At 72.9% G+C, this 11,337-nt stretch carries 9 protein-coding genes and 1 pseudogene; 4 read left to right on the top strand and 6 right to left on the bottom strand.

All coding sequences use genetic code 11. The features are described from left to right. Window positions 1-127: 127 nt before the first annotated feature. Window positions 128-2,869, top strand: a complete 2,742-nt coding sequence (locus ACFZB9_RS25230) for a SpoIIE family protein phosphatase (protein WP_391450684.1) — start codon at window positions 128-130, stop codon at window positions 2,867-2,869. A gap of 139 nt (window positions 2,870-3,008) precedes the next feature. Here ACFZB9_RS25230 and ACFZB9_RS25225 read toward each other — a convergent pair whose 3' ends face one another. Then, window positions 3,009-3,383 (bottom strand): transglycosylase SLT domain-containing protein, encoded by a 375-nt coding sequence (locus ACFZB9_RS25225; RefSeq protein WP_391450682.1) that lies wholly within the window; start codon window positions 3,381-3,383, stop codon window positions 3,009-3,011. 391 nt (window positions 3,384-3,774) lie between these two features. Beyond that, window positions 3,775-4,641, bottom strand: coding sequence for an alpha/beta hydrolase family protein (locus ACFZB9_RS25220; protein WP_391450680.1), 867 nt, complete (start codon window positions 4,639-4,641; stop codon window positions 3,775-3,777). Between the two features lie 295 nt (window positions 4,642-4,936). Here ACFZB9_RS25220 and ACFZB9_RS25215 point away from each other — a divergent pair, with 295 nt between their 5' ends. Further along, window positions 4,937-5,599: a lysophospholipid acyltransferase family protein gene (locus ACFZB9_RS25215; protein ID WP_391450678.1), complete on the top strand. Its 663-nt coding sequence runs from the start codon at window positions 4,937-4,939 to the stop codon at window positions 5,597-5,599. Window positions 5,600-5,628: 29 nt separating this feature from the next. Here ACFZB9_RS25215 and rox read toward each other — a convergent pair whose 3' ends face one another. The 3 genes and pseudogenes from rox to ACFZB9_RS25200 form a co-directional block, all read right to left on the bottom strand. Then, window positions 5,629-7,065, bottom strand: coding sequence for a rifampin monooxygenase (rox, locus tag ACFZB9_RS25210; RefSeq protein WP_391450676.1), 1,437 nt, complete (start codon window positions 7,063-7,065; stop codon window positions 5,629-5,631). A gap of 206 nt (window positions 7,066-7,271) precedes the next feature. Next, window positions 7,272-7,517: pseudogene (locus tag ACFZB9_RS25205) on the bottom strand (class I SAM-dependent methyltransferase); the annotation flags it as partial. A gap of 233 nt (window positions 7,518-7,750) precedes the next feature. After that, window positions 7,751-8,341 (bottom strand): PadR family transcriptional regulator, encoded by a 591-nt coding sequence (locus ACFZB9_RS25200; protein ID WP_391450674.1) that lies wholly within the window; start codon window positions 8,339-8,341, stop codon window positions 7,751-7,753. Between the two features lie 91 nt (window positions 8,342-8,432). On the opposite strand from ACFZB9_RS25200, the gene ACFZB9_RS25195 reads away from it, so the two are divergent. Together ACFZB9_RS25195 and ACFZB9_RS25190 are read left to right on the top strand one after the other, a co-directional pair. Beyond that, window positions 8,433-8,825 (top strand): nuclear transport factor 2 family protein, encoded by a 393-nt coding sequence (locus tag ACFZB9_RS25195; RefSeq protein WP_391450672.1) that lies wholly within the window; start codon window positions 8,433-8,435, stop codon window positions 8,823-8,825. A 173-nt stretch (window positions 8,826-8,998) separates the two neighbouring features. Next, a complete protein-coding gene (locus ACFZB9_RS25190) occupies window positions 8,999-9,691 on the top strand; it encodes a type 1 glutamine amidotransferase domain-containing protein (RefSeq protein WP_391450670.1) in 693 nt (230 codons plus the stop codon). Window positions 9,692-9,745: 54 nt separating this feature from the next. On the opposite strand, the gene ACFZB9_RS25185 is transcribed toward ACFZB9_RS25190, so the two are convergent. Continuing rightward, window positions 9,746-11,116 (bottom strand): DUF5685 family protein, encoded by a 1,371-nt coding sequence (locus ACFZB9_RS25185; RefSeq protein ID WP_391450669.1) that lies wholly within the window; start codon window positions 11,114-11,116, stop codon window positions 9,746-9,748. Window positions 11,117-11,337 lie beyond the last annotated feature (221 nt).

Here is an 11,337-nt window from a genome sequence, read left to right as displayed (position 1 = left end):
GCCTGGCAGCCGAGAAGACGCCCATTACGGACGGTACGCCCCATACGGCGGGTTTTCGCTACCCGCGACGTGCCCCGGCCTTCCCGCCCAGTGGCCTGGTCAGGTGAATCGGGGGTAGACCAAGAGCATGGCCCGGTTCAAGGTCAGTTCCTCGGCCGCCTCGCCCACCGGCCGGTTCCGGCGGAGCCGGCGGGCGCCGCCGCCTGCGGACCGGACGCCCTCGAAGTCCCGCTCACGGTTGTTCCGGGGCTTTCGCAGCGTCGCCGGGCAGGTCTTCGCGCTCCAGGTGCTGGTGGTCGTGCTGCTGGTCGTCGCGGCGGTGCTGGCGCTGGTCCTGGAAGGACAGCGGGACAGCACCCGCGAGGCCCGCAACCGCTCGGTCGCCGTCGCCCAGACCTTCGCGAACTCGCCCGGGATGGTGGCCGCGCTCGCCTCGCCCGACCCGACCGCGATCCTGCAGCCACGGGCCCTGGCGGCCCAGCAGGCCTCCGGCGTGGACTTCATCGTCGTGCTGAACACCGACGGCATCCGCTACACCCACCCCAACCCGGCCCGGATCGGGCAGAAGTTCGTCGGTACCTTCGAGCCGGCCCTGCACGGCGAGGTGGTCACCCAGCAGCTCACCGGCACCATCGGACCGCTGGTGCAGGCCGTGGTCCCGGTCTACGACACCAACGGCAAGGTGGTCGGCCTGGTCTCGGCGGGGATCACCATCAGCAAGGTCAGCGGGGTCGTCGACCACCAGCTGCCGCTGGTCTTCGGCGCTGCGGCCGTCGCGCTGGCCCTGGCCACCGTCGGCACCGCGCTGGCCAGCCGGCGGCTGCTGCACCAGACGCACGGGCTGGGCCCGGCCGAGATGACCCGGATGTACGAGCACCATGACGCGGTGCTGCACGCGGTCCGCGAGGGCGTGCTGATCATCGGCGGCAACGGACGCCTGCTGCTGGCCAACGACGAGGCGCGCCGGCTGCTCGACCTGCCGGCCGACGCCGAGGGCCGCCCGGTCACCGAACTCGGCCTGGACCGCGAGGCGGCCGACCAGCTGGCCTCCGGCGAGGTGATCAACGACGAGGTGCTGCTGACCGGCGAGCGGCTGCTGGTGGTGAACACCCGGCCCACCGACCGTGACGGCGGCCCGGACGGCATCGTGGCCACGCTGCGCGACTCCACCGAACTGCACGCCGTCTCGGACAAGGCGCAGGCGGCGCGCAAGCGCCTGAAGCTGCTCTACGACGCGACCGTGGCCATCGGCACCACCTTCGACGTGATGCGCACCGCCGAGGAGCTCGCCTCCTTCGCCGTGCCGCGCTTCGCCGACTACGTCACCGTCGACCTGGCACCCGCCGTGCTGCGCGGGGAGGAACCACCGCCGGGCGAGGGCGGGCCGATGCAGCGGGCGGCGGTCAGCGGCGTGCGCCAGGACGCACCGTTCTACCCGGTGGGCGAGGAGATCACCATCACGCCCGCCACCCCGCTGGCCTGGAGCCTGGACACCGGGCACGCGATGCTCGACCCCGATCTGCGCTCCTCCACCGGCTGGCTGGCCCAGGACCCCGAACGGGCCGGCCAGGTGCTGGCGTACGGCGTCCACTCGGTGGTCCGGGTGCCGCTGCGGGCCCGCGGTGTCCTGCTGGGCATGGTCAGGTTCTGGCGGGCCGACCCCTCGGTGCGCTTCGACGAGGACGACCTGTCGATCGGCGAGGAGGTCGCCGCCCGGGCGGCGCTGAGCATCGACAACGCGCGCCGCTACACCCGCGAGCACGCCATGGCCGTCACCCTGCAGCGCAGCCTGCTGCCGCACGGACTGCCCGAGCAGAGCGCCCTGGAGGTCGCCTCCCGCTACCTGCCCGCGCAGGCGGACGTGAGCGGTGACTGGTTCGACGTGATCCCGCTGCCGGGCGCCCGGGTCGCGCTCGTGGTGGGCGACGTGGTCGGCCACGGCCTGCACGCCGCGGCCACCATGGGCCGGCTGCGCACCGCGGTGCTCAACTTCGCCACCCTGGACCTGCCGCCGGACGAGCTGCTGGGCCACCTCGACGAGCTGGTCAGCCGCCTCGACCAGGACCAGACGGCCAGCGCCAACGGCGACGCCGTCACCGGGGCCAGCTGCCTCTACGCGATCTACGACCCGGTCTCGCGGCTGTGCACCGTGGCCAGGGCCGGCCACCCGCCGCCCGCCCTGGTCCACCCCGACGGCACGGTGGAGTTCCCCGACGTGCCCGCCGGGCCGCCGCTGGGCCTGGGCGGTCTGCCGTTCTCGGCGGCCGAGCTGCTGCTGCCCGAGGACAGCACCCTGGTGCTCTACACCGACGGCCTGGTGGAGGACCGGGAACGGGACATCGACGAGGGCCTGGCACTGCTGGGCCGCGCCCTGCGGCAGCCGGGCCGGGCTCCGGAGGAGATCTGCGACGCGGTGTTCGACGCCCTGCTGCCCGCGCGCCCCACCGACGACATCGCGCTGCTGGTGGCCCGCACCCGGGTCCTGGGGGAGGACCAGGTGGCGCACTGGGACGTGCCGTCCGACTCCGCGGCCGTGGGTGAGGTCCGTGCGGCGGTCAGCCGGCAGCTGACCGAGTGGGGCCTTGCGGAGATGGCCTTCGTGACCGAGCTGATCCTCAGCGAACTGGTCACCAACGCGATCCGCTACGCCACCGAGCCGATCCAGGTGCGGCTGCTGCGCGACCGCACGCTGATCTGCGAGGTCTCGGACAGCAGCAGCACCTCCCCGCACCTGCGCTACGCGGCCAGCATGGACGAGGGCGGGCGCGGCCTCTTCCTCGTCGCCCAGTTCGCCGTGCGGTGGGGGACGCGGCACACCGCGAACGGGAAGGTGATCTGGGCGGAGCAGGTGCTGGAGTATCCGGAGTAGCCGGTGCTACCGGGGGAGGCCCGGACAACGCACTGCGGACGAGCCCGGCCGGCGCCCCCGGCTCCGGGGGAGCAGGGGCGCGGGGACTCGTCCGCAGGGAATGTCTTCGGTGACCAGTGGCACCCGGCAGTGGGCCGGCTTAGTACCAGTGGTGGCTCTGCCAGAACGACCACGCGGCGTTCGGGCTGCCGTAGCGGCTGTTCATGTAGTCGTAGGCCCAGACGATCTGGGTCTTCGGGTTGGTCCGCCAGTCGGCGCCGGCCGAGGCCATCTTGGAGGCCGGCAGGGCCTGGCCCAGGCCGTAGGCGCCGGAGGAGGCGTTGGTGGCGCTCACGTTCCAGCTGGACTCGTGGGAGATGATCTGGCTGAAGGAGGCCAGCTGGTTGGCGGGCACGACCTGGGCCGCGATCGCCTGCGGGGACAGGGTCGCCGCGGAGGCGGTGGCCGGCATCAGGCCGGTGGCCAGCGCGGTCAGACCGGCGGCGCCGGCAAGAACCGCGGCGGAAGTGCGCATACGAAGCTTGAAATTGGGCATGGGGTAAAAGACCTCATCCGGGGTTGGGCCGCGCCCCGCGCGTCTGACACCACAGGCCGGGCAGGGCCACAGGAGACGCGCGGGACGCGGCAGCAAGCAGAGCCGGCTGGGCGGGAAGCCGGCTCGACTGACGACTGAGCCATTGTTAGCGGGCAGCTGACCGGTGGCCAAGACGTGTGACCTACGACGGTGCGTCGTAGGTCGATGGGTGGTGTCCGCGGGCTTGTCCGCGGTCGCGCTGGCCGGGCTCGTCTCCTACGCATCGTCGTAGGGGCTCCAACCGTGTGAGTACCCTCACCGTGCCCAGTTGCTGCATGCCCCGTTACTGTTACTCCGGGTAGTCGTGATCATGCCCCGAAAGAGCTCTGGGTCACAGGCCCCGGGTGAGATGCCGCAGGAACCACGCGCTCAGCGCCTCGTCCACCGCCTTGGCCACCGGGAGCTGTGGCGCCGGCTCCAGGCCGGGGTACTCGGCCAGCGGGTGGGCGAGGCCGGCCACGGTCGCCGGCTGGACCAGCTCCGGTTCGGCGTACCGCTCGCGCAGCGCTGCGACCAGCTCGGCGGCATCCGTCCGCAGGCCCGGGAAGTCCAGCTCACCACTGACCACCAGCAGCGGTGACTGCGGGGTGCGGGTGGCGAGGTCACCGGCCCGGGCCACGAAGTCGAGGTGCTCCGCCGCGGCACGGGACTGGGCTGTCCACTGATAGGGCCGACCGCTCGCCTGCTCCACCAGCTCGACCACCGATCGCGCCCGGATCGCCGGATTGACCAACGCGGCCGCCGCCACCGGAACCTCCTGCCGCGCCAGCACGCGCAGCGCCACGGCCCCGCCCAGCGAGCCGCCCACGACCCCGATCGGCCCCGGCGCCGGCGCCAGCCGCTCGCGCAGCTCGGCCAGCGCCGCCGGGAGCTCCCCGGCGGCCTGCCGCACCATCGGCTCCAGGTACGCCAGCATCGTGTCCTGCCGGGAGAGCGCGAGCACCGCCGCCATCCCGCCCGCCAGCATCCGGCGCCCGCACAGCGGCATCCCCAGGTGCACCCGCCAGGCCGGCACACCGGCCATCGGCAGGGCCGCGGCGAACGCGGCGTCCGTGCAGGGCGCGTCCATCATGTGCCAGGTGACGATCAGCGGTGCGGGCCGATGGCGGGAGCCGGCCGGCGGCAGCGCGGTGAACGGCACTCCGGCGGCCGTTCCGGTGATCGGTTCGGTGATCGGTTCGGTGGGCCGCTCGCTCATCTGCTGCTCCCCGGGCGTGACTTCGGCGGGTGATGGTGTGTCACCAAGGTATCCACGGGCCTCGCCCGCAGCACGGTTTCGGCTACGGGCGAAAGAAGTCGGTGGGGGCTGAGCACGCCCGGGTCCGGATGGAGTCCTTCTCATGGAGTCCTTCTCATGGAGTCCTTCTGTACGCAGTGCGGATTCCGGTCGACCGCCCTGAGTACGGGTGCTCAGGTGCACCGGGCGCGCGAGCGGCAGGATGGCGGGCATCGCGCAGCGCGCGCCACCGCCCGCCGAGGTCGAAGGAACCGTCATGCTCGGTCGCATCGCCACCACCGTCGTGCCGCTCTGCGGGGTGCTGACGATCAGCACCGACGCCCGGGCCGAGCTCGCCCCCGGCAGCATCGTCGCGGCCAACCACACCTCGCCGGCGGACCCGGCCGTCGTGCTGGCCGCGCTGCACCGGCTGGGCGCACGGCCGGTCGTGCTCGCCACGGCCGGCCTGTGGCGGATACCCGTGCTCGGCCGGGCGCTGGAGCGCGAGGGGCACATCCCCGTCCACCGCGGCAGCCGGCGGGCGGCCGAGGCGCTGGACGCGGCAGCCGAGGCGCTGGCGCAGGGGCGACTCGTCCTCATCTACGGCGAAGGCGGGCTGCCGCGCCGTCGCGACCCCGGCGAGGCCGCACCCGGTGCGTTCCGCACCGGACTGGCGCGGCTCGCGCAGGCCACGGGCGCCCCGGTGGTGCCGCTCGGCCAGGCCGGCGCCCGGCGCCTCAGCTCCGGGAACTCCGCCAAGCAACTCGCCGGCGTCCTCACCGCCCCGCTGCGCCGCCCCGCTCTCCATGTCCACGTGGGCGCGCCGGTGCGGCTGACGGGCGAGCCCGGGCAGGCGAGCGTGACGGCCCATCAGGCGGTGGCCGCCGCCTGGCGGGAGGCCACCGAGCGGCTGGGGGAGCGGGGGCGGCCGGCGCGCTGAGCCGCTGCGGGCGCGGTGCCGGTCGGAGCTCAGCCGGTGGCGGCGCCGAACCACTGGGACAGCCGGTCGAGCAGCTCCCGCTGGTCCTCGCCGACCCACGCCACGTGGCCGTCGGGCCGCAGCAGCACCGCGGGCACGTCCAGTTCCTCGCTGCCGTCCACGATGTGGTCGACCCGGTCCGCCCAGCCCGCCACCGAGAGCCGGCCGGTCCGGTCGAGCAGCAGGCCGCGGCCGTCGTGCATCAGCCCGTAGAGGCGCCCCTGCTTCAGCTGCACGTCCCGCATCCGCCGGCCGAGCAGTTCGTGGCCCTCGCCGAGGTCGTAGCGGACCCCGACCGCCGTGATCATCCCGGTCACGTACCGGTTCACCTCCTCGAAGTCCATCAGCTTCGAGAACAGCTCCCGCAGCGCGGCCGCACCCGGGTCGGTCCCCAGCAGCGTGATCTGCGCGCGGGTGTTGTCCAGCACGGCGGCGCCCACCGGGTGGCGTTCGCCGTGGTAGCTGTCCAGCAGGCCCTCCGGCGCCCAGCCGTCGACCTCGGCGGCCAGCTTCCAGCCGAGGTTGAACGCGTCCTGCACACCGAGGTTGAGGCCCTGCCCGCCGGTCGGCGGGTGGATGTGCGCCGCGTCCCCGGCCAGCAGCACCCGGCCGACCCGGTAGCGCTCCGCCTGCCGGGTGGCGTCGCCGAACCGGGACAGCCAGCGCGGCGAGTGCACCCCGAAGTCGGTACCCGCGACGGCCCGCAGCTGCTTCGCGAACTCCTGGAGGGTCGGCGCGCTGGTACGGTCCTCGGCCACGCCGTCGGCGGGCACGACGAAGCGGTACACCCCCGCGTTCCCGTCCACATCGGGAACGGCGCCGAACCGCAGCTGGGTCTTGCGGACCTCCGCGACCACGGCGGCGATCGTCGCCGGATCCTCGGTCGCCTCCATGTCGCCCAGCAGCGTCTCGACCTTGGCGGGCTCGCCGGGGAACCCGACGCCGATCCACTTGCGCACCATGCTGCGGCCGCCGTCGCAGCCGACGGCATAGCGCGAGCGCAGCCGCGTGCCGTCCGCCAGCTCGACGGTCACCCCGTCCTCGTCCTGGCTCAGGCCGAGGACGCTGCAGCCGCGCCGGATCTCGGCACCGAGTTCGAGGGCACGCTCGGTGAGCAGCCGGGTGGTGACCTGCTGCGAGACGGTGAGGCCGTACGGGTGGGCCGTGTCCAACTGGTCCGGCCACGGCTTGTGGATGCCGCCGAAGAAGCCGCCGACCTGGAACTTCTCACTGACCGCGAGGAACCGCTCCAGCAGGCCGCGCTGGTCCATCACCTCGACGCTGCGCGCGTGCAGACCGCGCCCGCGGGACTGCTGGGTCGGCTCGGCCAGCTTCTCCAGGACGACCGTGCGCACCCCGTGCAGCCGTAGCTCGCAGGCCAGCATCAGGCCGGTCGGTCCGGCACCGACCACAATCACGTCGATCATCACATTTCCCCTTGCATTTCCGCAGGTCCTGGCCTCGGCCGGCAATTCTGCGGCACCACCGGGGCCTTGCCGCAAGCCCCCGGGTGCGCTATACGTTAGGAGTGGCAAGGAGTGGGTAACGCCTCCTTTCTTATACCCGCGGCTCTTATACCCGCGGCTCTTCTGCCCCGCGGCGACCTCATGGCTGAACCGCATCGAGGCCCGGTTCACGGAGCTGCGCGGACGTCGCCCGAGGCAGCCGCACCCCGACGGAACAGCGCGGTCCACAGGAAGGGCACGCCGAAGAGCGCTGACTCGGGGGGTTCCTCCCGCATGCGGCGCAGTTCGACCTCTACCAGGTCGGAGAAGATCCAGCGCAGAGACTCGGGCGTGTAAGCGAGGCCGCCCCGCAACTCGCGTTCACGGTAGAGGTCCGCGTCGGTGAGCTCCGACCCCATTCCCTTCTCGCCGGCACAGGAAGCGGACGTCGACTCCGGCAGGAGCCGTGGGGACGAAAGACCAGGTCAGGCGGCATAGGGCGACAGCTGGAGCGGGCTGCGGCGGGCCCCGGAAGAGTCAGGGAAGGGACCCACTCCAGGCCCCGGCCCCGCATTCGCCCGGGCACCCCTCCGGGGCCAGGAAAGGACCGTCCTCGGCCGCGCCCGGCACACTCTTTCGACGAGTTTTCCAGGTGGTGATGGTGCCGTTATGTCGGGTCGGGCGGGGGGCTCCCGGCGGGTGCCGGCGAGCGCCGGTCGAGGACGTGGGCGGCGAGTTCGCCCCAGCGGATGTTCTCCTGTTCGAAGGCGATGCCGCGGAGCAGGGTGAGGTAGGGGCCGACGCGTTCGGCGGTGGCGAGGTGGTCCTCCTCGGTGTGGCCGTTCAGCAGACGGGTGCGCAGCCGTTCGTAGCGGGCGAGCTTGGCGTTGGCCCAGGCGATGCGTTCGAGGATGGCTGCCCGCACCGCCGCGCTGTCGCCGGCGTCGGCGCACTGGACCTTGACCAGCAGGTCGTCGCGGATCGTGGTGGGGCGTCCGGCGGGCTGCGTGGTGTAGGCGTGGACGGCTGCCAGGCCGGCCTCGGTGAGGGAGAAGACCCGCTTGTTGGGTCGCTTCTCCTGCTCGACGACGCGGGCGGTGATGAGCCCTTCGCCCTCCATCCGCTCCAGTTCGCGGTAGAGCTGCTGAGGTGTGGCCATCCAGAAGTTGGCGACCGAGGCGTCGAAGCCCTTGGCGAGGTCGTATCCGGATGCCTCGCCCTCCAGCAGGGCGGCCATCACCGCGTTGCGCAATGCCATCGCGCCAACCTAGCAGCCCTGGACCGGAGGCCCGGTGGCCCTCATAATCACCAACACACCTATGAACTTAGTTGGATATGAGGGATCGCCGATGCACCCCTTCCGCAAGGCCGTCGAGGACCGCGACGAGGACGCCGTGGCGGCGCTGCTGGCCGAGGACGTCGTCTTCACCAGCCCCGTCGCCTTCAAGCCCTACCCCGGCAAGGCGATCACCGCGGCGATCCTGCGCGGTGTGCTGCGCGTCTTCGAGGACTTCCACTACGTGCGTGAGATCGCCGACCTGGACGGCCGCGACCACGTCCTCGTGTTCGCCGCGACGGTGTCCGGCAAGCAGGTCCAGGGGTGCGACATCCTGCACTTCGACGAGGACGGGAAGATCGACGAGTTCACCGTCATGGTCCGCCCGCTGTCCGCCGCCATGGCGCTGGCCGAGGCGATGGGCGCGCAGTTCGACCGGATTGCCCAGGAGGCGGCCGAGGGGTGATCGACCGAGGTGCCAAAATGTCGACACCCGGATGCCGACGCCCGGTATCGGCGTTTGCATTGGTTGCTGACGCCGGGTCAGGTCTACCGTCGAGGGCAGCAGCCCCCTGGCCTGCGAGTGCGGAGCACCAGGGGGCGGACCACATGGCCACCACCCTCGGAGTGAATCAGACCATGGCAAGGATCCTTTTCGTGCTGACCGGTGCCGACCACTGGACACTGGCGGACGGTACCAAGCACCCCACCGGCTTCTGGGCGGAGGAGGCTGTCGCGCCCTACCGGGCGTTCAGAGCGGCCGGTCACGAGATCGTCGTCGCCACACCGGACGGTGTGCAGCCGCCGCTGGACCAGGGCAGTCTCGCGCCCGAGTTCAACGGTGGCGAGGAGGGCGCGGCGAAGGTCGCCGCCGCCCTCGCGTCGATGACCGAGCTCCAGCATCCGATCAAGCTGGAGGACGTGGTGCCGGGCGGGTACGACGCCGTCTTCTACCCCGGCGGCCACGGTCCGATGGAGGACCTGGCCGTCGACAGTGACTCCGGCGCGCTGCTCACCCTCACGCTGCGGTCGGGCAAGCCGCTCGGCGTGGTCTGCCACGCCCCGGCCGCGCTGCTGGCGACCGGGGACGGCGGCGACTCGCCGTTCGCGGGCTACCGGCTGACCGGCTTCACCAACGTCGAGGAGGCGCAGGTGGGCTTCGCCGACCGGGCGAAGTGGCTGTTGCAGGACCGCCTCGTGCAGCTCGGCGCCGACTTCCAGGAGGGCGAGCCCTGGGCGCCGCACGTGGTCGTCGACCGCAACCTGGTCACCGGTCAGAACCCCGCCTCGGCGGCCCCGGCGGCGGCGGAGCTGCTGAAGATGCTGCCCTGAGGGGGCCGGCCGCGGCTACAGGGCCGGGTCTCGGGGCGGTGCGGTCGGCGGCTGTCAGTTGCAGTCGCCGCAACTGCAGCAGCAGTCGCAGCATTCGATGCCCTGGCAGCAGCCGTTGCAGCACTCGAGCCCGCCCTCGCAGCCGTCGCCGCAGCCCGGGTGGCGCTCGCACCAGCCCTTGGTGCGCTCGCGGCTCCACGGGTCGTTGTGGTCGCAGCAGATCAGCTGGCAGGTGCAGGCCATCAGGGTCCACATCGCGCAGCCGGCCAGGGTGGAACGCCGCGGCGGGCGCTTGCCGCCACCGCCGTCGCCCGGGCCGAACGGCAGGCCACCCGGACCGCCCGGACCGCCGGCTCCGCCGAACCCGCCCGGACCGCCCGGACCGCCCGGACCGCCCGGGCCGTAGGGCGGCTGGACGCCGTAGCCGGGCGGCTGCCCCTGGTAGGGGTTCTGCTGGTACGGGTTCGGGTTCTGCTGGTACGGGTTCGGCTGCTGCGGCACGTTCGGGTACTGCGGGTACGGCGGCTGGTCCTGGTAGGGGCCCGGGCCGTACGGCGTCTGCAGTGCGGGTGCGCGGAAGACCCGGTCCACCGCGCGCCCGGTCTCGTGTGCCAGCAGCACGTGGACCAGCGCGCGGTCCGTGAACTCGACCTCGCGCAGGGCCAGTCGGATGCCGTGCACCGCGTCCCGGCAGAGGCGCTCGGCCTCGGCACGGTCGGTGCCGGTCGCGGTGAGCGGGTTCCAGGCGCCGGTGGCGGCGTCCTCCGTCTGGTCCTCGGCGGCGTCCAGCAGGTGGGCCAGCCGGCCGAACAGGCGGCCGGCCTCGGCGAGGGCGTCCGCGTTGTGCGGGCGTCCGGCCAGCACGGCGGTGTGCGCGAAGGCGGCCGACGTCGCGCTCTCGGTCGGCTCGGTGACGAGCAGGACGGGGCTGCCCGGCGCCGCGTCGCGCTCCAGTTCGACCTGGCGGGCGGCGGCGGTGAGCAGGACGCCGGTGTCGAAGCCGAGGGTCGAGCCGCTGCCCGCGCTCTGCCTGTCCCAGCGGCGCGCCACCGCGCGGGCGCCGAGTGCCACCGGCTGACGGGCGAACAGGCCGTCGCGGTCCGCGACGTGGTCGCGCATCTTCACCGAGGCGAGTGCCAGTGACACCGAGGCCGCGAGCCGGGCGCCCTCGCCCTGCGCCACCTCGGCCGTGCGCATCCCGCGCAGCGGGCACGGTCCGGCGGTCCGGCGCCCCGACGGGTCGGCGCCGGACCGCTGTGCCTCGACCAGCACCGAGATGATCAGGCCGTCGTAGTTGGTGGCGGTGCGTGCCAGTTGTCCGTGGTCGTCGCGCAGGGCGAGGCACAGGCCGCACAGGTGGGCCATCCAGGAGGTCCGTAGCCGCTCGGACAGATGGTGGCGGCAGGGCCTGATGATTCCGAACACGATCCCCCTCGTGAGCCGGGGCCCGGTGGCCCGCGCTGATCGACGCGTATCTTACGACCCGACAGTCTGACCAGCGCACGAAGGGGATGGGCGGCGGCAGGTGCGCAGCGGGTGCGGTGTCGAACCTCCGCTCGCGGGCCGCGCGTGTGGTGTCCGCCGACCCTCGCTCGCCGGGTGGCCGGACGTACCTCATCGTGATCGCCCGGTGACATTGTGTCGTC

The organism is Kitasatospora sp. NPDC008050, from assembly GCF_042957465.1.
GTDB lineage: Bacteria > Actinomycetota > Actinomycetes > Streptomycetales > Streptomycetaceae > Kitasatospora.
The sequence above is the reverse complement of the archived record's forward strand: the minus strand, read 5'-3'. Positions and strand labels throughout refer to the sequence as shown.

Coding starts and splice junctions, on each gene's coding strand:
- ACFZB9_RS25230 (WP_391450684.1), top strand. CDS start 128: ATGGCCCGGTTCAAGGTCAGTTCCTCGGCCGCCTCGCCCACCGGCCGG.
- ACFZB9_RS25225 (WP_391450682.1), bottom strand. CDS start 3,383: ATGCGCACTTCCGCCGCGGTTCTTGCCGGCGCCGCCGGTCTGACCGCG.
- ACFZB9_RS25220 (WP_391450680.1), bottom strand. CDS start 4,641: ATGAGCGAGCGGCCCACCGAACCGATCACCGAACCGATCACCGGAACG.
- ACFZB9_RS25215 (WP_391450678.1), top strand. CDS start 4,937: ATGCTCGGTCGCATCGCCACCACCGTCGTGCCGCTCTGCGGGGTGCTG.
- rox (WP_391450676.1), bottom strand. CDS start 7,065: ATGATCGACGTGATTGTGGTCGGTGCCGGACCGACCGGCCTGATGCTG.
- ACFZB9_RS25200 (WP_391450674.1), bottom strand. CDS start 8,341: ATGGCATTGCGCAACGCGGTGATGGCCGCCCTGCTGGAGGGCGAGGCA.
- ACFZB9_RS25195 (WP_391450672.1), top strand. CDS start 8,433: ATGCACCCCTTCCGCAAGGCCGTCGAGGACCGCGACGAGGACGCCGTG.
- ACFZB9_RS25190 (WP_391450670.1), top strand. CDS start 8,999: ATGGCAAGGATCCTTTTCGTGCTGACCGGTGCCGACCACTGGACACTG.